The sequence below is a fragment of the Parasphingorhabdus sp. genome, from assembly GCF_041748495.1.
In the GTDB taxonomy this organism is placed as follows: Bacteria; Pseudomonadota; Alphaproteobacteria; order Sphingomonadales; family Sphingomonadaceae; genus Parasphingorhabdus.
Window position 1 is genome coordinate 1 of the sequence record NZ_JBGTDD010000039.1, and the last position, 24864, is coordinate 24864.

21 protein-coding genes are annotated in these 24864 nt (G+C 56.8%); 10 read left to right on the top strand and 11 right to left on the bottom strand.

Going from position 1 to position 24864, the window contains the following annotated elements; genetic code table 11:
• Nucleotides 1–775, top strand: a 775-nt coding sequence (locus ACEW8J_RS03155; protein ID WP_373490180.1) for a hypothetical protein, incomplete at its 5' end; no start/stop codon positions are given.
• 10 nt (nucleotides 776–785) lie between these two features.
• On the opposite strand, the gene ACEW8J_RS03160 is transcribed toward ACEW8J_RS03155, so the two are convergent.
• Genes ACEW8J_RS03160 through ACEW8J_RS03175 form a run of 4 tightly spaced genes read right to left on the bottom strand, consistent with a single transcriptional unit; the run spans nucleotide 786 to nucleotide 4486 of the window.
• Nucleotides 786–1439, bottom strand: a complete 654-nt coding sequence (locus tag ACEW8J_RS03160; protein ID WP_373490181.1) for a Crp/Fnr family transcriptional regulator — start codon at nucleotides 1437–1439, stop codon at nucleotides 786–788.
• A gap of 13 nt (nucleotides 1440–1452) precedes the next feature.
• Entirely contained in the window at nucleotides 1453–2268 is an 816-nt protein-coding gene (locus ACEW8J_RS03165; RefSeq protein ID WP_373490182.1) for a TIGR03084 family metal-binding protein, read from the bottom strand.
• The gene (locus ACEW8J_RS03170) at nucleotides 2265–4091 is read right to left on the bottom strand and encodes an acyclic terpene utilization AtuA family protein (protein WP_373490183.1); all 1827 of its coding nucleotides are present in this window, start codon (nucleotides 4089–4091) and stop codon (nucleotides 2265–2267) included. The genes ACEW8J_RS03165 and ACEW8J_RS03170 overlap by 4 nt, the downstream gene beginning before the upstream one ends.
• A gap of 5 nt (nucleotides 4092–4096) precedes the next feature.
• The gene (locus ACEW8J_RS03175; protein ID WP_373490184.1) at nucleotides 4097–4486 is read right to left on the bottom strand and encodes a VOC family protein; all 390 of its coding nucleotides are present in this window, start codon (nucleotides 4484–4486) and stop codon (nucleotides 4097–4099) included.
• A gap of 636 nt (nucleotides 4487–5122) precedes the next feature.
• Between ACEW8J_RS03175 and pseI the strand changes: the two genes are divergently transcribed.
• Entirely contained in the window at nucleotides 5123–6175 is a 1053-nt protein-coding gene (gene pseI / locus ACEW8J_RS03180) for a pseudaminic acid synthase (protein ID WP_373490185.1), read from the top strand.
• On the opposite strand, the gene ACEW8J_RS03185 is transcribed toward pseI, so the two are convergent.
• Nucleotides 6150–7553: a hypothetical protein gene (locus tag ACEW8J_RS03185; RefSeq protein ID WP_373490186.1), complete on the bottom strand. Its 1404-nt coding sequence runs from the start codon at nucleotides 7551–7553 to the stop codon at nucleotides 6150–6152. The genes pseI and ACEW8J_RS03185 overlap by 26 nt on opposite strands.
• 143 nt (nucleotides 7554–7696) lie before the next feature.
• Between ACEW8J_RS03185 and ACEW8J_RS03190 the strand changes: the two genes are divergently transcribed.
• From ACEW8J_RS03190 to ACEW8J_RS03205, 4 genes are read left to right on the top strand one after another with little or no spacing between them, the layout of a single operon-like run.
• A complete protein-coding gene (locus ACEW8J_RS03190; protein ID WP_373490187.1) occupies nucleotides 7697–8992 on the top strand; it encodes a lipopolysaccharide biosynthesis protein in 1296 nt (431 codons plus the stop codon).
• Complete coding sequence (pseB, locus tag ACEW8J_RS03195; RefSeq protein ID WP_373490188.1) at nucleotides 8985–9995, top strand: UDP-N-acetylglucosamine 4,6-dehydratase (inverting); 1011 nt, start codon at nucleotides 8985–8987, stop codon at nucleotides 9993–9995. Before ACEW8J_RS03190 ends, pseB begins: the two co-directional genes overlap by 8 nt.
• A 38-nt stretch (nucleotides 9996–10033) precedes the next feature.
• The gene (pseC, locus tag ACEW8J_RS03200) at nucleotides 10034–11215 is read left to right on the top strand and encodes a UDP-4-amino-4,6-dideoxy-N-acetyl-beta-L-altrosamine transaminase (RefSeq protein WP_373490189.1); all 1182 of its coding nucleotides are present in this window, start codon (nucleotides 10034–10036) and stop codon (nucleotides 11213–11215) included.
• Nucleotides 11208–11891 (top strand): cytidylyltransferase domain-containing protein, encoded by a 684-nt coding sequence (locus ACEW8J_RS03205; protein WP_373490190.1) that lies wholly within the window; start codon nucleotides 11208–11210, stop codon nucleotides 11889–11891. Before pseC ends, ACEW8J_RS03205 begins: the two co-directional genes overlap by 8 nt.
• 29 nt (nucleotides 11892–11920) lie before the next feature.
• On the opposite strand, the gene ACEW8J_RS03210 is transcribed toward ACEW8J_RS03205, so the two are convergent.
• Both ACEW8J_RS03210 and ACEW8J_RS03215 read right to left on the bottom strand, forming a co-directional pair.
• Nucleotides 11921–13354: a GNAT family N-acetyltransferase gene (locus ACEW8J_RS03210; protein ID WP_373490191.1), complete on the bottom strand. Its 1434-nt coding sequence runs from the start codon at nucleotides 13352–13354 to the stop codon at nucleotides 11921–11923.
• A 31-nt stretch (nucleotides 13355–13385) separates the two neighbouring features.
• Nucleotides 13386–14942, bottom strand: coding sequence for a hypothetical protein (locus tag ACEW8J_RS03215; RefSeq protein ID WP_373490192.1), 1557 nt, complete (start codon nucleotides 14940–14942; stop codon nucleotides 13386–13388).
• Between the two features lie 222 nt (nucleotides 14943–15164).
• Between ACEW8J_RS03215 and ACEW8J_RS03220 the strand changes: the two genes are divergently transcribed.
• From ACEW8J_RS03220 to ACEW8J_RS03230, 3 genes are all read left to right on the top strand, one after another.
• Complete coding sequence (locus ACEW8J_RS03220) at nucleotides 15165–15938, top strand: SDR family oxidoreductase (protein ID WP_373490193.1); 774 nt, start codon at nucleotides 15165–15167, stop codon at nucleotides 15936–15938.
• Between the two features lie 94 nt (nucleotides 15939–16032).
• Nucleotides 16033–16965, top strand: coding sequence for an SDR family oxidoreductase (locus ACEW8J_RS03225; RefSeq protein ID WP_373490194.1), 933 nt, complete (start codon nucleotides 16033–16035; stop codon nucleotides 16963–16965).
• A gap of 5 nt (nucleotides 16966–16970) precedes the next feature.
• Entirely contained in the window at nucleotides 16971–17738 is a 768-nt protein-coding gene (locus ACEW8J_RS03230) for an SDR family NAD(P)-dependent oxidoreductase (protein ID WP_373490195.1), read from the top strand.
• Between the two features lie 20 nt (nucleotides 17739–17758).
• On the opposite strand, the gene ACEW8J_RS03235 is transcribed toward ACEW8J_RS03230, so the two are convergent.
• From ACEW8J_RS03235 to ACEW8J_RS03250, 4 genes are all read right to left on the bottom strand, one after another.
• Complete coding sequence (locus ACEW8J_RS03235; protein ID WP_373490196.1) at nucleotides 17759–18748, bottom strand: HupE/UreJ family protein; 990 nt, start codon at nucleotides 18746–18748, stop codon at nucleotides 17759–17761.
• The gene (locus ACEW8J_RS03240) at nucleotides 18745–19560 is read right to left on the bottom strand and encodes a peptidyl-prolyl cis-trans isomerase (protein ID WP_373490197.1); all 816 of its coding nucleotides are present in this window, start codon (nucleotides 19558–19560) and stop codon (nucleotides 18745–18747) included. The genes ACEW8J_RS03235 and ACEW8J_RS03240 overlap by 4 nt, the downstream gene beginning before the upstream one ends.
• Before the next feature lie 93 nt (nucleotides 19561–19653).
• Nucleotides 19654–21543: a DUF3604 domain-containing protein gene (locus tag ACEW8J_RS03245; RefSeq protein ID WP_373490198.1), complete on the bottom strand. Its 1890-nt coding sequence runs from the start codon at nucleotides 21541–21543 to the stop codon at nucleotides 19654–19656.
• Between the two features lie 87 nt (nucleotides 21544–21630).
• Nucleotides 21631–23238 carry a phytoene desaturase family protein gene (locus ACEW8J_RS03250; RefSeq protein WP_373490199.1) on the bottom strand — a complete coding sequence of 536 codons (1608 nt, stop codon included), beginning with the start codon at nucleotides 23236–23238 and terminating at the stop codon, nucleotides 21631–21633.
• A gap of 157 nt (nucleotides 23239–23395) precedes the next feature.
• Here ACEW8J_RS03250 and ACEW8J_RS03255 point away from each other — a divergent pair.
• Nucleotides 23396–24864, top strand: a 1469-nt coding sequence (locus ACEW8J_RS03255) for a DUF885 family protein (RefSeq protein ID WP_373490200.1), incomplete at its 3' end; no start/stop codon positions are given.

Consider the following 24864-nt stretch of genomic DNA (forward strand, 5'->3'; position numbering starts at 1 on the left):
GGAGCTGCATATCATCCTGCCCTATCCGGTCGACCGCTTTCGCGAATTGTCGGTCGCGTCTTTCGGGGATCCTTGGCTCGCCCGCTTTGACGCGCTGGTTGCCGAGGCAGCCAGCCTGGAGATACTGACCGAATTGCCCGATGAAGCGGAGCGATCGCTCGGCGTCGCCGTGGAACTGGCCGATCTGGTTGCCATGGGCCAGTGCGTCCGCAATGCCACTGTGCTGAATAGCCGACCTAAGGCGCTGACAATCACGGCCAAGGACGATGAACCACGCCGCCAATACAAGACCTGGTCCGATACCGGGCACGATCAGTTTACAATCGCCGTTTCCCGCAAAGCGGATCACAAGTCGGTCGCTATGATGTCTGAAAAAGCGACCCAGGAAATTGCCGCGATTCTCTGGGTAGACCATTCGGAACTGGAGAGACTGTTATCGCTTCCCGAGGGTGCACATGATTTTCAGCGGATCGGCGACGCCCATTACCGCATTTCGACCGATCTGGCCGAGCTGATAGCGGCCGGTCGGTCGCTGCTACACGACAAGGCGAACAGCCGGATCAGTTTTCTCATCGACATCATGAATCCGCAAAAGCCTGCCACCTCCTTGCTAGAGCAGGCCGGTGACATGGCGCGCGCGTCCGGTGGCGGTGCAATCATGACCGATCATAGATCCGCGATGGTGTTGACACTGCAATCCGCCGGGCTGGCGATTGAGGAAATTGGCGAACTGCAATCGGCCCGTGGCCCGCTGTCCTTGTGGTCGGTCGCCTAGACGGCGCGCTTCAGACCACCAGTTCTTCAAGCAAGCTGCGCGAAATTATTTCCAGCCGCTCCTCGTCGCGCCGGATGATCCCGCGCCGCTCCAGCGCATTGATCGCCCGCGATCCGGTCTCGCGTGTGGTCTGGGCGGAAAGCGCCAGAGCCGCGATCACCGGCGGCGGTGATATTCTGTCGTTATCCCCCGCTTCGTGCAGCAATTCGGCATAGATGCGGCCGTTGGCGGTCAGGGTGATACGCGCCGCCATCCGGTCGAGCACCGCATTATACTGCCGCCCCAAAATTCTGGACAAGCCGCTGCCGATCCGGGCTTCCTCCTGCAACAGGGCGGTCATTTTTGCGGTGGGTATTTCCAGCACCGATAGCCGGTTCTGCACCACCACATCGGAAATCACGATTCGCTCTTGGGGGAAAGCGCCGAATAATTCTCCGGGTCCGTGCGCGGTGAGCAATTTGGTCTGACCATCGATACCGATGATCTGCAACTGCGCCCGGCCAGCGAGCACGATCCACAGCTTGGCCCCGAGATCGCCCTGGTGAGCGAGAATGTCCTTGTGCCGGTAATGCGCCAGCCGCGTCGCTGCATCTATTTTCGCCGCCTCTTCCTGCGAGCAGGAAAAAAAGGAAGCAAGAGTGGCGATCCGTTCGCTGGCGTTCATTTCCTCTTCCATTTCAGCCGACCACCATTCTCCGCACCCCTTTTGCCGGCGGGGTTTCCGGGCCGCCAGCGAAACACTGGGCGATTTCCATCCACTGGCGAGCGGTATCGCCGACCGTCTCCAGCGCGGTGTCGTCGATATTGCGGGTCTGGGTGACAACCTGGGCAAACTCGACCGCGCTGCCTCGCACCAGATTATCCTGCTGCGGATCATTCCATTCCCAGACTGCGCCAGAAGGAGCGGTCAGCTGGACAAAGGGCTTCGGCGCTGGCGGTTCCTGACGGCGATTGCGAAAGGTCCAGCCATAGGTAGTGACGCCGAGATGAGCGATATTGCGGATCCGGTCTCCATCGGCGCGTTCTTCACCCAATATGTCGAATATTTCCTGCCCGTGCGACCAGGTCTCCATCTGCCGGGCGATGATCTTCGATCGGGTGGTCATGTCGGGTCCGGCCCAGGCGACGCGGGCTTCCGGGTCGGCTTCGCCATAAGCAGCGGCAAGCCTCGGGTAATAGTCGCGATAGGCATCCAACAATGCGCGGCCACGAATCCCGCCGGCATGGGAATCGAGCCATGCATATTGCACATCGACATGGCTTTTGCCGATCCTGAACGCGCCCATCATATCGCGGAGGAACTGTTTGAACGCTTCGGGGTTCTCCAGCGTCATGAGTGCCGCAGCATTCCAGACATGCAGATGGCCGATGACATCCTCGATCGTCCAGCTCTTGAACTGGGTCACGGTGGCCAGAACGGCATCATCCGCATCAACCAGCACGGCCGCGAGCGTGTCGCTTTCGTCCTTGAAATCCCGGGCTTCCTGCATCATCGATCGGTTCCTTTTGCATCCAGTTGTTGGGCGAGCGCAGCCGGGATCGCAACCGGATGGGCCAGTAATATCTGTCCATAGCCCTTGCCCTGGGCGTCGTTGCGAATGCTCGCCACACCGCCGCCTCCAAGCACTGCATCGATCAGGAAATTGATCGCATTGGAGCCCGGCAGATGAAATTTCTCGATGCTCGCGGCAGGAGCACCGCCATCAATAAAATGGCCAAAGCGTTCGGCCACGCTATCGGCGGTCAGCGCCACCCAGATATAGGGCAGATAGGCGGGGTCGCGCGCGATCACTCCGATATTGGCCTTGTTGCCCTTGTCGCCGGAGCGGGCCCAGGCCAAGCGGATCAGCGGCACCGATACTATTTCATCCGAGATGGCGGGCAATTCCGGATAGGCCTGTCGGCTGATCGACCGGGGATCGAAAGCCTGTCCTTCGCTATCTGAAAATTCGATGATCTGGCCGTCGACATCGATCCGGACGGTAATCGCATCTTTTGGCGTGAGATAGGAAAACAGCCGCACCACTGGTGAGGGCTTGGCGCGCGCACCGGAAAAGCCGCTCAGGCCGGGTGGCGTTGCCAGCCCGAGGCCGGTCAGATCGCGGAGTAATATACCGATGGCCGCCGCTTCATCATGCTTGGCAGCGATTTTCGCCACGACCTCGCGCGGTTCGTGATCGCTGGCAAATTCTCCATATTGGCTTTCCGAACCGATCAGCTCGACACTGGTTTCGCTATAGTCGCCGAGATTATGACCGCGCAGGACCTTGCTGGCGCGGGCAAAGACATTGTCGCAGAATTTCTGCGCCTTGCGGGCGGCGTCGAAACCGTAAAAGCTGACATAGGTGCCACCGCGGAACCCTTGGCCATAGGTCAGGCAGGTCTTGTAATGGTCCGGTGCCGGATAGCCCCTGGCCGGCGAGACATGCACCTTGTCCGGACCCAGCTGTGTGATCGCAACTTGCGAAAAATCGCAGACCACATCGGGCAGGATATAGGCCTGCGGATCCCCGATCTCGTAGAGCATCTGTTCCGAAACCGTGCCGACCGTGACGCAGCCGCCGGTGCCTGCCGGTTTGGTGACCGTGAACGACCCGTCGGGTGAGACGGTGCCAATCGGATAGCCGATATTGGCGATATCGCCGGCATCTTCCCAATCGGTAAAATTGCCACCGGTCGCCTGCGGACCGCATTCCAGCAGATGACCCGCGAGACTGCCACTGGCGAGCAGATCATGGTCACTGTCCGTCCAGCCAAATTCGTGGATACAGGCTCCGAGCGTTACCGCGCTGTCGACGCAGCGGCCGGTGATCACGATATCCGCACCCTCGGCCAGCGCCCGGGCGATCGGAAAAGCGCCGAGATAGGCATTGATGCTGGCGATCCGGTCCCTGTCCGGAAAGGCGGCGCCGGTGAACATTTCGGTCGGCGCGTTGGCGGCGATCCGGTCCAGTTCGCCCAGCAGATTGTCACCGGTGATGACCGCGACCTTGAGGTCCAGACCCTGCTCCTTCAGCAAGGCCCGCGCCGCTTCGCCGCAGGCTGCCGGATTGACACCGCCGGCATTGGCAATGACCTTCACCCCCTGCGCGGCTATGGCGCGGGCATGCGGCTTCAGGACCGCGCTGATGAAATCACCGGCATAGCCTGCCGCAGGATCCTTGGCATGCGCCCGGGCCATGATCGACATCGTGATCTCGGCGAGATAATCATAGACCAGATAATCGACGCCCGCATCGAGCAGTTGCGGCGTCGCCATGGCGCTTTCGCCCCAATAGCCACTCGCACCACCGATGCGGATGCTCTTGTCCGACACCGGCTTCAACCCATGCGGTGCAGGGCGCAGAGTTTGTTGCCGTCAGGATCGCGCAGATAGGCGAGATAGAGCTTGCCCATGCCGCCTTCACGAACGCCCGGAGGGTCCTCGATCGAGGTTCCGCCATTGTCGAGTCCCGCCTTGTGCCAGGCATCGGCCTGCTCGGGAGAATCGCAGGCGAAGCCGACGGTGCCGCCATTGGCAGCGCAGGCAGCCTGTCCGTCAATCGGCTGGGAAACCGAGAAGATCCCGCCATTGTGCATGTAGAACAGCCGCGTCGTGCCGTCCTTGACATCGACCATGGGTTCGCCCGCCCCCAATGTGCCGAGCACGGCGGTGTAGAATTTTTTGGACCGTTCGATATCGTTCGATCCGACCATGATATGACTGAACATTGGTTTCTCCCTGTATATTTCCCGAACACAGTTTCTCGGATCAGGGCAGCACTGCTTTTCGTGGCAATCCCGCTCCCGTCCTGTATCGTCGCCGATCTTAAGCATCGATTAGATTGATTCAAGCAGGAGTGGCAAGCGAATATGGAGCTCAGAGACAAGATCATCACGATCACTGGCGATGCCAGCGGAATCGGGGCGGCGATGGAGCGCCCGGACTTTGACGGCTCGCGACTCAACATTGGCGGACCACAGCGACTGAGTTCACAGAAGATGGCCGAAACACTTACGACGTGTTCGGGCACGATAGCGAATATGACCCGTGCAAACCCAATAATTCGGCGGTTATAAGGTGAAGGCCTTCTGCAATGACGTGCCGTCGGCAAATCGCATGTCCCGTAGCTGCCGGGGTCACCACATTCTTTAAATAAGGGGCACCGATTTCGGGCGCCATTGCCCATGATGGTGCGTTGGGATGAGGCGCCTTGGCGAATGAATATGCCGAGTTCATCTGTAACAAGCCGCCTTGCAACTGCCCGAGAAACAGTCCGGCAATCACCAAACGCAAATCTTAATTGAATTGCAGACTTTCTGGTTTAGACACAGAATACTGAATTACCACCAGCTGCGAGACACTCTATGAAAATTTTAAATCGCACGATCTCGCCTGCCGAGCGACCCTATATTATCGCTGAAGTATCCGCCAACCATTCCGGTGAACTAAGCCGAGCACTGGATCTAGTCGCCGCCGCTGCCGATGCCGGCGCGAGCGCGGTCAAATTTCAGACCTATACTGCCGACACCATGACTATAGAATGCGACAGACCCGAGTTTCGCATCAATAATCCTGCAAGCCTTTGGAACGGGCGGGCACTTTATGATCTCTACGATGAGGCCCACACCCCCTGGGATTGGCATGCCGACTTGTTCGAAGAGGCGCGGCGGCGCGGCATCCATGCATTCTCAAGTGCATTCGACGAATCCGCGGTAGATTTTCTTGAGACGCTTGACCCGCCATGTTACAAAGTTGCCTCATTTGAACACACGTATATTCCGCTCCTCGAGAAAGTGGCCAAGACGCAAAAACCCCTGATGGTTTCGTGTGGACTGGCATCGATGGACGAAATACAGAAGTCCGTCCAGACATTGACTGCCGCCGGTTCCGGTCCGCTATGTCTTCTTGCATGCACCAGCAGCTATCCAGCGTCAGTCGCCGACAGCAACCTGCGCCGTATTCCGGCTCTTATGGAAGCTTTTCCGGCCTGCCGCGTGGGCTTGTCAGATCATACCATCGGTAATACGGTTGCAATCGCAGCCGTTGCCCTCGGTGCCTGTGTCTTTGAGAAGCACTTCAAGATGTCAGACGATGACACTTCGGTGGATGCCGCATTTTCTGTGACCCCTGAGGAATTGCGCGATTATGTCAGGGCGATCAACGATGCCTGGGATGCATTGGGTGAGGCAAACTTTGGTGCGGCGAGTGCTACCGAGGCTGAATCTTTGCAATTTCGCCGGTCGATCTATGTCGTTGCAGATGTTCGCGAAGGTGAGACTTTTACCCGTGATAACATTCGATGTATCCGGCCCGGGCACGGCCTTCACACAGAGCACTTCGCATCAGTCTTGGGAAAGAGGGCCAAGCGAACATTGGAGCGCGGAACGCCGCTTAGCCTCGATCTGGTTTTGAGCTAACATAGCGCAGGATTGTCTGCGCTGCCATATACTCCAACTGCGAGATGTCAGAATTGTACGAGGCATCATAATCCTTCATTACCCGCTGCCAGTCGGGGCGGGTGTAGAATGCCTTGATCATAGGATAAAGATCACCCGACCAGTTTTTAACGTCGCAAACCAACCGACTTTGTATAAACCCACAATAGTCGTGGTTCAGTTTATCGAGCGAATCAAGGTAGGCCACCGGTCGTCCTTCGCGCAATACGTTCATCGCTACGCCGCTATTGCCGCACAAGATGAGATCGCAGGCGGCAATTTCGTCCTCAAGAGGGTTCCCGATAGTGATTTTAACATTTTTGTGCTTTGCCGCCAGATCTGAAAAGTCTGATTTTAGCAGAGCAACAGGATGGTTACGGATCAGAATCTGTAAACCGGGACGGCTTTCACTTATCGTAGTGACAAGCTTTTCGACGGATTTGGCGCATGTCAGCGCGGTGAGAAAAATACCCAAGGTACGGATCTCGTCACGCCATTCCATCGGGCGAGCGGTTCCAGGTTGACCGATCAGCGCAACTTCCGCGTTGCAGCGGCTTTCACGTTCATAGGTGGATCGGGTCGCGTTGCCATAGAATACCGCGCAATCGGCCAATACAGGCGGTACCATTGCGCCGTTCGCCGGAACGGGCGCGTGATTGACGTAAACAACCTTCCGGTTCTTGTTATGGGCGGCCGCCGACAAACCTAGCGCCTCTGGACTATAGTTGCTCGCAACGATGGCTGCGCTCATTCCTGGATGCCGCGCGAGGAGCTGCGAAAACCTGATATAATATGCCAGGCCGCTCGCCATCCGAGCCGATGGCATGAAGCCGTATGACCGTGCGAGCCTTGAGAGGAACGGGAACACCCGCGGCGCAGCACCAATCATGCTTATGGTGGTGCGCAACTGGTCGCGGCTAAATAAATTACACAGTTTCGGCGACAACATCATAACCCGCGTACCAGGTAACAATGCTACCAGCCGGTTTATAGCATTATGTTCGTTCTGAAAATTCGAAATAGCGACTGCTTCATGGCCACTGTAATCGAACTTTCCAAGAGATAGAACGCTCTTAAGCATATAGATAAACAGCACGAGCGGCTGTAGGAAACCATAGCCGGCCTTGGCATAAAGAGTATCGACCAGCCGGTAGACCGGGTTTTTATTTTTGATCTCCGCGAAAACGGCACTACGTGCTGAAGACGTCTCCATGCGGCGGATAATTCCAAGCGCAGTGGCGAGGTTGTAGCGATCGCGGCGAACTTCAGGCTCTGCCTCAAACACTGTCGCTAACGGTGTTTCAATATCTGCCTCGAAAGCGGTCTCGTTCTGTTTCGTTCTAAATGTTGCCAGTGCCATCAAGTCCTCTAAATTTACTAAGATCGAACACCCTGCTTCGTCAGTTTCAAGGTGTGAGCGACATATCGCAGGCAATTGTTAATAAATTAGGTTTAAGCGCTGTTAAGCATAGACAATGTGTAAAAATATAAGTGAAATTCAGCATGATGCATATCAAACGTCGCGCAATAGAATGGAAAGGAAAGACCTTTCTCGCGGTGCAATCGCTCTTTTACGCTATCGCTAACAGCATAGAGGCTCTCGTGCCCTTATTGCTTGCTCCAATTCTTACCCGGATTCTGGCGCCTGCGGAATACGGGATATGGGTTCTTTTCATCACCTACGCGACTTTCCTGCGTCCGATCGTCGGATTGACCACTCAGGATGCGATTCGGATGCGATTCTACGATTTCGATCAGAAGCAGCTGGACCAGTTTACACATACCGCTCTATTCGTGATGATGGTGATGGCGGTCGGCGTTTCGACGGTGACGTTCATTTTCCGCGACGCTCTGGCTACACTTGCCAAGTTCCCTGCAGACTGGCTCGTCAGCATCGTTGTTGCGGCGCTCCTTTTCGAAATCTTCTACACGGCGCTTGCGCTTCACCAGTTTCACAACCGGCGTAAGGCGTTTCTTATGACTCAGGTGGCACAGGCGGTCCTGAGCATTGTTTTGATTTCGGTATTCCTGCTTGGAGGCTGGGATTGGCGCGGGGTAATCCTTGGCAGAATTTTGGGAATGACTGCCGCAATTCTGATCTCTCTAGGGGTTTTGGGATATCGTCCTTCGTTTTTCTTTCGCCTGCCGCAGCGTTCTTTCTACCGCGACATTGCGAAATTTGGTGTCGTATACTGGCCTTCCGGGATGGTGATTATGGCTGTTGCGATGACCGACAAAGTGGTAGCTGCACACTATCTCGGGGTTTCTGCCAGCGCAATGTACGGGGTTGCCGCGCTGTTCGCCTCGGCCTTTTGGGTCATTAATCACAGTTTCGTGTTGGCCTGGACTCCCTGGCTTTTCCGGAAACTTAAGGCGGCGCCAGCTGATGGCCTTCGAGAAGTATTGTCGGTCTCCATGCTTTATTTTCTGCTGGCATCGCTAGCTGCCCTATGTTTCTATTTCATCTCTTTATATATTGCGCCAATCTTGCTTGGAGAGGCATTCCATAGTGCGATCCCGCTCTTGCAATATATCATGGTCGCGATCGTCCTTCAGGGCTTCTTTATGCACAATATGAAGTTCCTTCACTTCGACAAAGATATCAGCGTGATGTCGCTTTGTAGCATGCTGACTATCGCTTTGAATATTTGGTTAAGTATTCTATGGGCACCGACCATGGGCATCCGGGGTATTATGCTCGGCACCGTAGTCTCTTTTGGCGTGGTTTTCCTGATAAGCGGAATGATTGTAATTGTGCGTCACATTAAACCTCAAGAGGGAGTAAAGTCCGTTGTTTGATAATAAAAGTATTCTCGTTACTGGCGGGACCGGATCGTTCGGGCGCCGCTTCATCGAAACGATCCTTGAGCGTTATGATGCGCGCCGCGTCATCGTTTTTTCTCGCGACGAGTTTAAGCAATCGGTGATGCAGGAGAAATATGATGATCCTGCGCTGCGTTATTTCCTTGGCGATATCCGCGATCGTAATCGCATGATGCAGGCGATGGAAGATGTGGATATCGTAGTTCATGCTGCGGCATTGAAGCAGGTTCCTGCGCTCGAATATAACCCATCCGAAGCGATCAAGACCAATATTCTTGGTACTGAAAATGTCGTCGAAGCTGCTTTGGCTCACAATGTCGAGAAGGTGATAGCACTTTCCACCGATAAGGCCGCTGCACCGGTAAATCTCTACGGCGCGACAAAACTGACCGCTGAAAAAATAGTGATTTCAGCCAATAACACTGCCGGTAGCAGACAGACACGTCTGTCGGTTGTGCGATACGGGAATGTCATCGGCTCGCGCGGTTCGGTTATCCCGCTGTTCCAGAAGCTTCTTGCCGAAGGCGCGGCTGAATTCCCGGTTACCGATCTGGCGATGACCCGGTTCTTGCTAACTCTTCAGCAAAGCGTCGAATTCGTGGTTGATTGCGCCGCTCGGATGTGGGGCGGTGAAACATTCATTCCGCGCATTCCTTCTGCCACTATCGGTACAATGGCAGAGGCCATTGCACCCGATATGCCGCAAAAAGTGGTGGGTATCCGTCCCGGTGAAAAACTACATGAGGTGCTGTGCCTTCCGGATACAGCCTGGCAGACGATCGAATATGAAAATCATTATGTCATCAAGCCTTCGTTCAAATTCAATCGGATCGACGTCGATTATCTGACAGGGGCGAACGGAGAGAAGGGTCAACTGGTCGAAGGCGATTTCAGCTATGACTCCTTTCACAATGACGATTATCTCTCTGCGACGGAGCTGCGTAAGATGATCGAGGGCGCAATGCCATTCAACGCCTGATTTATAACATTTTGCCTGATTCAATATTTGGAGGACGCATGCGAAGCCGCATCCCCTATAGCTGCCAGACAATCGACGAAGATGATATTGCGGCGGTCGCAGAATGTCTCCGCTCCGATTTCCTGACGCAAGGCCCCCGGGCGCGTGCTTTTGAGGAGGCAGCGTCGGCCTATGTTGGAGCTGAGCATGCGATAGCCGTGGCGAACGGCACCGCAGCACTTCATCTTGTCTGCATGGCTCTTGGGCTTGAATCCGGCGGACTGCTGTGGACCTCTCCAAACAGTTTTGTCGCCTCGGCAAATGCGGGACGTTACGTCGGCGCGGATGTCGATTTTGTCGACATCGATCCACAGACCGGGTCCATCGATCCCGGCGCGTTGGAAGCAAAGCTAACCGAGGCAGCTCTCGACGGACGCAAGCCTGACATCTTGATTGCTGTCCATTTCGCCGGCCACTCTCATGGGTTTGATCGTATTGCTGCGTTGTGCGCAGAGCATGGCGTCGCGTTGGTTGAAGACGCTGCGCACGCATTTGGTGCCACATATGAGGATCAACCGGACCGCATGGTAGGCAGTCATCCGCAAAGCGCGGCGGCCACGTTCAGCTTTCACCCTCTCAAGTCGATCACTACTGGTGAGGGCGGTATGATCACGACCGGTTCCGAAGCCCTTGCTAATAAACTGGCCATGTTGCGAAGCCACGGCATTACGAAAGATCCCGCGCTTATGAGCTCTGCCCGCTCCGATGACGGGGCCTGGTATTATGAGCAGCACACTCTCGGCTTCAACTACCGCATATGCGACATTCAGGCTGCGCTCGGCCTCAGCCAGCTGAGCAAGATCGACACGTTCATGGCGGCTCGGCGCGACCGTGCACGGCGCTATGCTCAACTGCTATCTGACCTGCCGTTGCATTTGCCGCTAGCAACGGATGGATCGTCCTGGCACCTCTACGTCGTCCGCCTTGATCAGGCAAATACCAGCGTCACACGCAGGGAGATTTTTGATAGGCTGCGTAGTCGTGGAATAGAGGCGCATGTGCACTATATCCCGATCCATACCCAGCCTTACTATCGGGCACTGGGTTTCTCGCCCGGTGATTTCCCGCAGACTGAAGCCTATTATGATATCTGCCTTAGCCTACCGATCTATCCTTTGTTGTCTGACGAAGAACAGGATCTTGTAGCTAGCGCGATAACTGCTGCACTTGAGCATGCGTAGCATCGCTATCATACAGGCACGTATGGGCTCTTCGCGACTTCCTGGAAAAGTGCTGAAAATGTTGGCTGGCCGACCAGTCCTCGATCACGTATTCACCCGGGTAAAGGCGGCAAGCCGGGTCGATGACGTTATCGTCGCGACTTCTGATCTTCCCGGGGACAACGCTATCGCGGATCACTGTGCCGCACGCGAATGGACTTGCATTCGTGGGTCTGAGACCGATGTTCTGTCGCGCTTCGCCGCTGCGGCCCGAGCCTCGGATGCTGGAATTGTTGCTAGGGTGACAAGCGACTGTCCTCTTTTCTCACCCCGCGTCCTCAATGACATGCTGGCGGCGTTCGACCCGTCCACCACAGACTATATGTCGACCAACTGGCCCGAGCGCTCCTTCCCCGTGGGACTCGACTGTGAGGTCATGCGAGCAGATGCTCTATTGGGCATCTCTGAAAGCGCGGCCGATCCCTACGACCGCGAGCACGTCACCGCGCATTTCTACCGCAATCCGGCTAGCTTCCGGCTTGCTGGACATCGCAGCGCCTTAGCCTTGGCGCATTTGCGCATCACGTTGGACGATGCCGACGACTACGACCGGCTGGTCGCTCTTTTCGCCGCCCATCCCGAACTTGCGGATCCGGAAGCCGACGTCATTGGCATTGTAGCAAATTATTTCCGTTAACTTGGCGGCGCTCTGACTGAATGAAGCCTTCAGTCCAGCAACTTCCAGGCGTCAAGCCAATCCGCACAATCTTGTGATGCAGATATTTCGAAGCCCGCGTCGCGGTGCAATCGCTCAGAGGCTGCGTTGGCTTTGTGTATCCGGCTGACGATTTTGTTCACGCATTGACGGGACCGGCGCAGCTCGCGTTCGGCAGCCAAATATACCGGCAAGCCCATTTTCTGCCCGTGCCATTCCGGCACAAGGTAGATTGAAAGATAGGCCGAACGGTCTTCCGTATTGATGTCGAACCTGACTACGCCGACCGGTTCAGTCTCGCGCATCACGATACGGAAAATGCAGTCAGGATTGGCGAGTTTTGCAGTTAGCCAGGACATGTGCGCATCGAGGCTTGGTTTTTCAGAGGTTTCGAAGTTGTGCCGCCAATTTACGCCGTCAGTGCGCCAGTTCAGCAAGTTACTCGCATCTTCTATTTTCACTTCGCGAACGCCGAGGGCCAGCGCTCGAATCCATGATGCGAGACGCAACGCACCACGACCATCGAGCAGCTTTTGGCCGGCTTCGGCAATTGCCTTGCGCTCGTGTTCGTCCGCAGCCAGCGCCATAATAGCCTGTGCGATTTTGTCTGGAGTTACCTCTTCATGCCCACCGAGAAATCGGATCGCTCCGGCCTCGACCATTTTATCGATCTGAGCCCGCTGGTTCTGGGCAACTGAGATCACAAGCGACGGTACCCGGAGACAGAGTCGCTCCCAAAGCATTACTCCTCCCGCACCGAGAGCAAGGTCGGCGCTAAACATGAGTTCTGCCAACTTCTCCTGGCTCGGTGCTTGGCACAGAGTGACATGCGGCATCTGTTCCGCTTTTTTGATCAGGACCGGATTGATCTGAGCGCTCGGCCCAACAACGAGGTCCACCTCAAGCTCCTCCAGAGCTGCAACGGCCTGCAGCGCTTTCGCTGTCTCTCCGGTCGGATCGCTACCGCCGAAGCAGATGTTTAATCTCAGGCGTGAGCTAGCGCGGTGAGAACTCCTTCGGGCCAAATCGGTGATATGGCGGGATAGCGGCAGGTACGAAGGACCGCGAAGAACGATGGCACTTCTTCCCGACCAGTTTCCGCCATGTGGTCGAACTATTACGTCCGCCATCGTCGCGGAATCGAGATCGTCAAGCACCACGAGTGGAATATCTGCGTTGGCAGCCAGCATTTCCCACTCCGGTACTGAACCATATTGGTCGAGAAAGACCACATCAGGTACCCATCCCATATTGGTCAATGCACGTAACGCTGCCTTAGCGCCGATATCATCTGGAGCTAGCGACAGCACAGTTATGTCCGCCGGAAAAAACTCCCGGACGAGCGCGGCGCCTTCCCCGCTAGTAATCAGTATGACCTCGGTGTCGCCTGCACGCGACAAAATGTCTGCCACAGCGGATACACGGGCGAAATGGCCTGTTCCCATCGCTGCGCCTGCATCGGCGCGGATCGCTACTTTAGCGGGCGCGGACATAATAGGTGAACCTAATCTGCTTCCCGTCATATGCCATTACGGGTCGGTAATTTGCAAGGATGGCGTTAAACCTCGCATCTTCGGAAAAAACATGTACCCAATCAACGTCAATATAGCGCAACGGCCAGCGGTGTGTCCGATCAAGGATCAACACGTCGGGCGGTATATCTTCCCAAAGCCGCAGCATCTGATCATGCAGCATCATTCGTCCCGGATCGTCCAGTTTGACTGGTGGAGGCTTCCCTGCCATTTCCACTTCGTCGAACGGTTTTAGCTCGGCGGCCACATAAGCGGTGTTCATCATAGGATTCCAGCGCAGTGCGCCGTGAGAAGCAAGATATTGGTTATATGGTGAGGGATGCATGGTTAGGATAGCGACCCGCTTGCCCTCCAATGTCCGTCCGTCATCCTCAAGCGCCTGCCCCAACTCTGCGGATTGCTCCTGATAATCTTGCGTACTTAAAAACTGGGCAGCTATGGGCAACAGAATAAGCAGTGCCGCCGCAACATTCATAAACCATCGAAATTGCCGTGCCGCGATCCACCACCATGCTATGTACGCCATAGTGATTGGAAATAGATGATGCGTGTACCAACGTTCCTGCGACCAGGCAGCAAGCACCGTTGCGACGACAGTGGCCAGGGCGATTCCGGTCAATCTTCCAGGAATCCTAAAATACCATGAAGCGATCAGAAAGAGGATTGCGGGCATCAAATTCTGGGTGATTTTTGACCAGTTTTCGCTCTGGTCAAGGAGGTTCGCGTCGATCGCGCTCATCATTGCGCCGATCGCCTCGCGCTGCGAGGGGTCCAAGCCGAGCCAGAGAAGCAGATATAGAAAGACGACCGATCCAGCGGTGATGTTCTCGATCCTGAAAAGCAAGAGTGGTCGCCGCTTCATTAGAGAATCGGTAAGTTCGACCAGAAACACGACTGCGCTGTAGACATACTTGAAGAGTAGCGTCGCGCCCATCCACAGGCCCAGTAGCATCCTCAAGCGCCAGCTAATCCGAACCCCGTCCGGTTCCGAAAAGCGGAGAACGAGATATGGCCAGAGCCCTGCGGCGACGATGTGTTCGCGCAACCCAAAGACATTCTTGAACAAGATCGGTAGAATGATGAGAACCGCTAATGACAAAATAAAAAAGAGCGGCGAGGCACCAACCGTTGCCCTCCGAATTTGGAAAGCGAGGCCTACTCCAACGAGCACCATTATGTTGGTCATAGCTATGACCGTGAGGTCAAGCCGTAGCCCGATCAGATTACTCAGCTGTGCAGCGAGAGAGAACCAGAATTTTTCGACTGGTGGAAAATAAATACTGTAATCGCGAAAGGAATCGCCGAGAATGACGGCCAAACGCCCCGATAGGGCGCTGCCTGCCAGATCATGATGTAAGGAATAGATGAATCCATAGAATAACAATGTACCGGTAAAGACACAAAGCGTGGCAACACAGAATAATTGTAGGGCAGAAACCGCCGACCACGTTTCTGATGTTGTCCCATTCTGCCGCTCGAGCGGCATCTTTTCGTCCATCATATTAACCTGACGCCCAGAACGGCGGTGCGCCATTTTTTGAATTGTTCGATATCGTTCGATCCGACTGATATGACTAACATTAGTTTCTGCCTGTATATTTTCTCAAAGCAATTGTCCCTGACCTAGGCAGCACTGGTTTTCGTGGCAATCCCGCTCCCGTCCTGTATCGTCGCCGATCTTAAGCATCGATTAGATTGATTCAAGCAGGAGTGGCAAGCGAATATGGAACTCAGAGACAAGACCATCGTGATCACGGGCGGTGCCAGCGGAATCGGGGCGGCCATGGCGCGTCGATTCGCTGCGGAAGGGGCCAGGAAAGTCATCTGCGCTGACCGCGATCTGGCAGGTGCACAGGCCGTTGCCGATGAAATTGGCGGCGTGGCGATTCAAACCGACGTGTCCTTGGCATCGGATATCAGCAACCTCATTGATACGGTCGAATCCGATATCGGGCCGATCGATCTGTTTGTTTCCAATGCCGGCATCATCACCAGCGGCGGCGTCGAAGTCGATGATGACACCTGGCAAAATATCTGGGAGATCAATGTCCTGGCCCACATCCGGGCGGCGCGGATATTGGTACCAAAAATGCTGGAGCGTGGCGGCGGCTATCTTCTCAACACCGCCTCGGCCGCCGGGCTGCTCGCACAAATCGGCTCGGCGCCTTATTCGGTGACCAAACATGCCGCGGTCAGTTTTGCCGAATGGCTGGCGATCACTCATGGCGCCGAAGGCCTGAAAGTCTCGGTCCTGTGTCCGCAGGGCGTGGACACGCCGATGATTGCCGGTGTCGATACGGCCACGGTGGCCAAGGACGGAATCGTCTCCGCCGAGCATGTCGCGGATCTTTGCGTCGAGGCGATCGGTGACGAGCGGTTCCTGATTCTGCCCCATCCGGTCGTGAGCGAATATATCAAGCACAAGGGCGCCGATCCGGAACGCTGGATTTCCGGTATGCAGCGTTGGCAGGCCATGCTGAACGCCGAGTCTGCCTGACCGCTCCCTAACAAAAATGTCCTGACAAAATGGAGCATTGGGAACCTGCCTTTTCGCCTCTAGCGTTCGTGCAAACACAAAAGGAGAGAAAAGCATGGCATTGGTATCAGTCGTGGGTGCAACGGGCCGACAAGGTCTTGCCCAAATACGGCAATTGGCAGCCGCGGGGCACAAGGTTCGCGCCTTGTCACGTAGCGAAAATCCCGATCTGGGCGGCACCAATGCAGCGGACGAATGCCGCATCATCGACCTGACCGACGAATCCACCTGGGTTCCCGCTTTCGAAGGGTCGGATGCCGTTTTCTATACCCATCCCCTGCAGGCGCGTGAAGATCGCGCTTCGATGGTCGGCCGGGTGGCGGCAGCGGCGAAGGAAGCGGGCACCGAGCGCTTCGTCTGGAACACATCGAGCTGGATTCCGGAGCGTCCCGGTGATCCGTTCACCTATGGCAACAACACGATCGCGGTGAACGAGATTTTCCGGTCCGGCATGCCTGCAACGGTTTTCGGTTCGGTCCTGTTCATGGACAATCTGCTGACCAACTGGGCGCGGCCGTTCATCGTCGACGAAAAGCGTTATGTCTATCCGCACAATCCGAATCTTCAGGCCAACTGGATCAGCCTGGATGATGTCGGCAAGTGCATGGTCGCGGCGATGGATCGCCCCGACTTTGAAGGGTCGTGGCTCAACATCGGCGGGCCCCAGCGCCTGAGACCACCGGAAGTGGCAGAGACCCTCTCCCGCGTGTTCGGCCATGAAATCAAATATGACCCCTGCACACCCAAGGAATTCGGAGACTATCTGGTCAAGGCCTTCGGCGACGACGTGCCACCGGAAAATCGCGAGACCATGGCAGCCGGGATTACCGCCTTTTACGAATATAACAACAACAACGAAACACGGCCGTTTGAAGTAGACACCGACTTCATGCAGCAACGACTGCCGGAAGTCGAATTCGAGACGCTGGAAGAATGGGCGGCGCGGCAGGACTGGTCGGAAGACGCGCACAGACCGCCGGCTGGATAGCGGCCGTGGCCAGTCGCATGGAAGGCAAGATCGTGCTGGTTACCGGCGGCGCATCGCGCCCCGGTATCGGTGCCGCTATTGGCGAACGGCTGGCGCAAGAGGGCGCGACGGTTGTGCTCAGCGATGTCGATCTGCCGGGCGTCGAGGAGACGGCTGCGTTGATACGGCAGAAAGGCGGCAAGGCTTCGGCAGTGCAGCATGACGTCGCATCACAGGACGATTGGGATGCGGTTATCGCCGGGTTGCTGGCAGAGCACGGGCGACTGGACGTGCTGGTCAATAATGCCGGCATATTGGACGTCGCGGCCATTGCCAGTGACCGGGCCGTCGGTGCGCTTCGCAGCCAGTTTGAAGTCAATGTCGTGGGCAGCTTTATCGGCACGCAAATGGCGGTAAAGTCGATGCGGCAATCCGGTGGGGGCTCGATAGTCAATCTGTCGTCGGTTGCAGGAATTGTCGGCTTTCGGGGAAGCGCCAGCTATGCTGCCTCCAAAGGCGCTGTGAAGCTGTTCAGCAAGTCCGTGGCCCTGGAAGTGGCTGCCGAGAATATCCGCGTCAATACGGTGCATCCCGGAATCATCAGAACAAATATGCAGGACCAGGGCGCGGAAACCAATGCAGAAAATTATGAAGCCATCGAGGCAGCTATCCCGGCCGGGAGACTGGGAGAACCGGTGGACATCGCCAATTGCGTATTGTTCCTGGCATCGGATGAATCCACCTATGTGACCGGCGCTGAATTCGTGGTCGATGGCGGTTATACGGCGCAATAATCTCTGGAACGGTCAGGCATTCAGGCGATGGTCCGTTCGATGAACCAGTAGGTCGCAATGCTGCCGATGCCATAAGCGATGGCGGTTTTCGTGCCCTGCAACCAATAGCCGCGCATTCTGCCCAGAAAATATATCGCAGCCAGCGCCACAGCCACGATCGCCAGCTGTCCAATTTCCACGCCGAGATTGAAGGTCAGCAAGGCCAGCGGGACATCGCCTTCCGGTAGACCGATTTCGGCAAGGGCGCCGGCGAAGCCGAAACCGTGCAGCAGGCCGAACAGGAAAGCGACGATCCACGGAAAGCGCTCGGAGAGCCGGATATCGTCGGGCCTGGATTTGATCACCTCGACGGCCAGAAAGACGATCGACAGCGCGATCACCGCTTCGACCGGCTGTGAAGGCAGTGACATCCATCCCAGCGTAGTTCCGACCAGGGTGAGGCTGTGTGCGACGGTGAAGGCGGTGACGGTCTTGGCAATGAGCCAGCCATTTCGGAGCAGCAGGACCAAGGCCAGGACGAAGAACAGATGGTCAAAACCGAGCAGAATATGTTCGATGCCGATGATCGTATAGGTTGCCGCGACATTGGAGATCACCGACGGCTCTGGCAGGGTCACGGCGGGCTCATCAGGGGTCAGGCGGATCGTCTGCATCGCGCTGTCCAGGGGCGCAATGCGCACCAGAGCGTCGGTGGTGGACAGTTCCAGACCCTTGAGGCCGATGGTTTGACCCTGCACCGATCCATTGCATCGCAGCGCCATTCGCGTGAGAATATTGCTGCCGGCAAACTCGCGCTGGCGCTCGCCGTCCATCTCGCAATTGCGCGGGATGATGACTTCACCGCTCTGGCCCAGCAGCGAATTGGTCGAGGCCTTCCACAGCAGCGACCATTGACCGGGCGATTGCTCGGTCATCTCTATATAGGCAGGACGCAATTCGTCGGCGCGAACGCTCGTCGGCCACAGGGCAAGCAGGAAAACGAGCCACAGAACGGCATGGTTGCGCGTCATGGCCGGCCGGCTATGCTGATTTCATATTGCTCCCGGTATCGGGACAGCGCTGCTTCTTTCTGTGCGGCCTGGCGGGCTGCCGACCAATCATTGACAACCTGTTGCCGGACATCATCCAGAGCCGCGGCTTTGCCGGCTGCTTTTGCCGTGATCCTGACCGCATGCATGCCAAAGCCGGAGGAGATCGGGCCACTCCCGACATTTGACTCCAGTTTCTCCAATTCCCCGGCAAACCGGTCACCAAATTGGCGAGAAATTTCCGCGCTGCTGACCCGCTCGACAGTGGCGGGCAGGGAAAGGGGTTTCCGAAATGTCTCCGGCCGTGCACCGCGTTTCAGCTGAGCAACGATATCGCTGGCCGCTGCCGTGCTGATCTGGCCGAGATAGACCTGCTCGAAATCATAGAGCTGGGAGAGAGCATATTTTCCGGGATTTGCGTCCATCCATTGCTTCAACAGGGCATCTGTCGGTTCCAGGTTTTCTGAATTTTCGCTGTCGATGAAGCGCATTTTTGTGAAGAGCCGCCGCCGGATGACCGGGTCATTCTTGTCCAGTCCCAGCCGCAACGCTTCTCGATAGTAGATTTCCTCGGCAATTTCTTGGTCAATCAAGCTGTCCAGTTCCGCCTGGGTTGGCGCCCGCCGGAAATTGCGTACCCAGTCCGTCGTCAGCCGGTCTATATCGGATTCGTCGATGCTGATCTGATAGTCCGCCGGATCACGGTCGCTACCGGTCGCCCAGAAAAATGCAAATAGCAGCAAGGCGCCACCGAGAAAGTGGATCAGCGGTTCCCGAATTAGTTTACGCCACATATTCTCTTGCTACCCGTCATGTTCTGCCGCAGCCTGTTGAAAGATCGCGGTAACCGCACTGCGACGGGCTCCGCATGAACGGTCGAGACGGAGTCAGGCCTTCGGCGAATACCAGATCGGCGAGCTATAGGCGCGTTCCTGCTGAATCTTGATCACTGCATCGGGCAAGGTCAGACGAAATTTGAGCGCATCATAGACCGGCCAGGTCGGCGTCGGAATTTCCAGCACGCGGACATAATAAAATGCGTTCTGGCTCGGGTCGAAATCGGGGTCCTGCCAGAAGGTGACCAGTTCCGGCGCGCCGGTTGCATTGTCCCAGGTGCCCTTGGTCAGATCCACCGTATTGGGGACGGGAGTCAGCTTGCCGCCCCGGTCCAGTCTGCGCGTATCGGTATTGCTCCAGCTCACATTATAGATTTTTTCCTGACTTTGCCCGGATCCATCGACCCAGCCCTTGATCACCTGGATCCGGTCGAGGCTGGCGCTTTCGGGATCCATCAGCGCGCTGATCAGAAATTTCGGGGCTTCGCCGTCACCTCCGCTCAGATCCCCGCCCATCGGGACGCCCTTGCCATAGCCGGCCTTGACCAGGTCCGCGATATCGTCGGCGGTGAAATCAAAGCCGCCAAAAAATCGGACCTGCATCCGGGGACCGGTTGTTGCATAGACTTCCCGGCGCATCATCGCATCGAAAATGGCTTCCCGCGTATTGCTGGTCGCCCAGACGGCGGCATAGCCGCTCGACAGATAATGCCAGCCAAAGCGGCCTTCGCGGGTGCCCAGATTCTGCGGAGCCATCACCCGATCCCTGGCATTGGCTTCGTTGCCGCTGTGCTTGCCGAAGAAATTATCCTCATCCGCCGTCGCCAGCGAAGTATGGCTGTCGGTCGACCCGATCATGCCAAATTTGAAAGGGTTGGCGCCGATCGACAGAGTCAGTTCCAGGCCGCGCTTCAATGCTTCGCGAACATAGCTGCCGGCATAGCTTTCGGGCGGCATATCCCTGGTGCAGCTCAGATTGCACTGGTCCCAGCCGGCAACCCCGAAACTGGCAAATTCATCATTGGGAGAAAGAAACGGATGGGCCTCGCTGTCGCCCTTGATCTGGGTGACCTCGACGATCGGTTCGCGCAGCGCCCGGGTCTTCACATAGGCTGCGTCGATCGGGCTGCCGTCATATTTGTTCATCGCGAACATGCGGCCGTTCGAGACATTGCTGTTGTGCGGAATCGCCAGCACTTTGCCGCCCGTCGTTTTTTCATAGGCTTCCATATAGCCCCACAGCTTTTCCGGGTTCTGCGACCCCAAAGCACCATAAGGAATGGTATCACCCATTTTTTCCGGACCATCACGAAACATGACAACCCGGTGAAGATTGTCGCCGTCCGGCATCGACGTATATTCGAAGCCCATGAAAGCGGTGAATTTTCCGGGTTCATTATACCGATCCACGGTTTTACCGTGTTTTGCCCAGAGGTCAGTCGTGCGTTCTCTGGTTTCTTTCGGGTCGGTCAGCGACGTCGGCAATGTTCCTCTGGCCGCGCCATCGATAAGCTCTGCTGTCACCTGCAACGATCCCTCGTCGCTCTCGTTCATCATATCGTGCCAGCGGAGCAGGAATTTATTGGTGAGCAAGGCGATACGCGGCGCTTCCATGATCGCCTTGGTCGCGCCCATTGCATCGCTATGGTCGGCAATCACCAGAAAATCGAGTGGACGGGACAGTTTTGCCTTGGCGCCTTTGGTGGCCGTGACTTCCTCGCCGCGGGCGAATCTCAGCGCCGCTTCTGCGTCCAGCCTGTTGCCAAAACCGAAAGCGTCGATGCTGTTGTCAGTGTGAAGATGGGTATCGCCCCAGAACACCTGCTCGGGATATTCGGTGTTTGTGACCGCTGCGCCGCCGCCGTCACCGTCCTCGATTTTTGAACATGCCGAAATTGCCAGGGCAGCCGTGCAGACTGCCAACATCAGTGGTTTGCGCATATCAGATCTCCCATCCCCATTCTGGGAAACTATCCCTCTCGGACATTGGGCGCAATAGGCAGCTGATTTGACCAGCCTGTCGTAGCGTCAGCCGAACCAGCGACCCACGAGCCCGCGTTCCCGCAGAATGGCTTTGGCGGCATTGTGGCCCGGTGCGCCGGTGACACCGCCGCCCGGATGAGTGCCCGAACCACACATGTAGAGACCCTTTAGCGGGCCTTTGTAATTGGCGGCACCGATCACCGGCCGCGCCGCCCACAGCTGGTCGAGCGACATCCGGCCATGAAATATGTCGCCGCCAACCAGACCGAATTTGCGTTCCAGATCGAACGGGGACAGCGCCATCTGACCAAGGATCAGCTTGCGAAAGCCGGGCGCATGATGGTCCACCACGTCCAATATTGCTGCCACCGCTGCATCGCGTTCATCCTCCCAGCTGCGACCGTCTGGCAGTTGCGGCGCAAATTGCTGGCAGAACAGACTGGCGACATGCTGACCGGCGGGGGCGAGACTGTCGTCCACCAGACTGGGGATCAGCATCTCCACCACCGGTTCCCGCGACCAGCCATGACGCCGGGCATCCTGATAGGCGCGGTCCATATAATCCAGCGACGGCGCCATGATGATCCCGGATTTCAGATGATCGCCCGGCCCCGGCAGGTCGGTAAAATCGGGCAGGCCGGCCAGCGCCAGATTCATCCGGAAGCTGCCGGACCCGCATTGATAGCTGGCAATCATGCTGCGGAAATCGGCGGGCAGATCGGCGGGATCGATCAGCCGGTCATAGAGCAGTTTCGGGCCGATATTGGCGATGATCTTCGGCGCATCGATGCGCTCGCCGTCCGCCGTGTGCACGCCGACGGCTACGCCGTTTTCCACCAGCACGGCGGCCACCGGCCGATCAATACTGATCTCGACTCCCGCCTCTGTACAGGCATCGCCCATCAGCTCGGTAATCCGGCCCATGCCGCCGATCACATGGCCCCACTGGCCCTGCTTGCCATTGACCTCGCCAAAGACATGATGGAGCAGGACATAGGCGCTGCCCGGCGTATCCGGGCTCGCATAATTGCCGACAATGGCATCAAAGCCGAAGGCCGCCTTGAGCGGTGCGCTTTCAAACCACTGGTCGAGCAACTCGCGGGCGCTCAGCGTGAACAGCTTGAGAATATCATGCTGTTCACGCACCGGCAGCCGGGCAAAGCGTCGGCCGGTCCGGATGCCCGCCAGCATGGCCCGGGCACCATCGCCGGAATTGGGCGGACTTTCCAGCGCCAGATCGCGCAATATCCCGGCGGCCGACTCCAGCATCGCATGATAAGCGGGCAGGCGCGCGGCATCGGCCGGCGAATATCGCGCAATCTCCCGCTGCGTCTCTGCGAGCGAACCGCCGAGCAGCAAAGAGTCGCCATTGCCTAGCGGCAGGAAGTTGCTTTTCGGACGTTCGACCACACGGTAGCCGCGCTCCGCCAGACCCATGTCCGCGATGATCTTGGGCTGGAGCAGCGAGACCGTGTAGCTGGCGCTGCTGTTGCGGAAGCCGGGATGGAATTCTTCGGTCACGGCAGCCCCGCCGATCACGGCGCGCGCTTCCAATATCCGCACCTTCATCCCGGCACGAGCGAGATAATAAGCACATACCAGACCGTTATGGCCTCCGCCGATGATCAGTGCGTCCAGAGAATGTGCCTGCATGATCGAAGAGGACTAACCGCGGACGATGGGCTCAGCAACCATCAACTGCCGAAAGTCTATTGACGGATCCAGGGAACCGAAATCAGCCGAGCGGATTTGTGCAAATCTGTTCGGGGTGTTAGGGCAAATGCCAATGCTATTGGATAAGGAATTCTGGATGAGATATTTGTTGCTGACCGCCGCCTCTGTTCTGGCGCTGACCGCCGTTGCGCCCGCTGGCTTTGCCCAGACCAGCACCGTGGAAACCCCGGCGAAGGAAGATGCTGATGCCCGGCTATCGGCGTTCTTCAAGGATTATGATGATCAGGAGCTATCCCATTCCCCGATTTCGAAAGCCTATCGCGGTATCCGGGATGATGATTATGGCAAATGGGATGACGCCAGTGACGCCGCAGAGATCGCGCAATATGAACGCAATCAGGCGGCGTTCGCAAAAATGGAAGCAGAGTTTGACCAGAGTCAATTGAACGAAGACAGCCAGTTGAGCTATCGTCTGTTTCAGGCGCGGGCCGAACGTGCGGACAACGCGTTTCCGTTCCGCCGCAATGCCTATATCTTTGATCAGATGAACGGCGCGCAAAGCCAGGTGCCGGCGTTTCTGATAAACATTCACCGGGTCGCCAACAAGACGGATGCCCAAGCCTATGTCAGCCGCCTGGAGGGTGCAGGGCCAATGATCGGGTCGCTGGTGGCACAGTCGGCCGAGCGAGCAGCTGACGGTATCATCGTGCCTGACTGGGTTTTCCCTTATGTGATCGCGGACGCAAAAAATGTGATCAAGGGTGCGCCATTCGGGGAAGGCGAGGATTCGCCGATCCTTGCCGACCTGAAACAGAAGGTCGCCGCCCTTGACATTCCCGAAGCGGAAAAAGCCGAGCTGATTGCCGGCGGTGAAGCGGCCATGATCAGCAGTCTGAAACCGGCCTACGAGAAATTGATCACCGAGATGGAGCGTCAGCAGGCGATGGCCGTTGATGGCGACGGGATCTGGCGGCTCAAGGATGGCGCAGCTTATTATGCCGAACGCCTCAACAATTATACCACCACCGATCTGACCGCCGATGAAATCCATCAAATCGGTCTGGACAATGTCGAGCGAATTCACGGACTGATGCGCAAGATCATGGCGGACGTCGGGTTTGAGGGCAGTTTGCAGGATTTCTTCCAGCATTTGCGGACCGGCGATGAATTTTACTACGAGACCCGCGAAGCCTATCTCGCCGATGTCGACAGCAAGCTGGCGGCGATGACGGAAAAGCTGCCCGCCTTTTTCAACACATTGCCGAAAGCGCCGCTGGTCATCAAACCGGTCGAGGCGTTTCGCGAGAAATCAGCCGGCAAGGCCTTTTACAACAGCCCGGCACCGGACGGCTCGCGCCCCGGAACCTATTATGTCAATCTCTACAATTTGCGCAGCATGTCAAAGACGGAGCTGGAAGCGCTGGCCTATCACGAAGGCTTGCCCGGCCATCATTTGCAAAGAACAATCCAGACCGAATTGGGCGATCTGCCGCCATTCCGCAGATTTGGCGGATGGACTGCCTATACCGAAGGCTGGGGACTTTATTCGGAAGAACTCGGCAAGGACATGGGGTTTTATGAAGATCCCTATAGCGATTTCGGCCG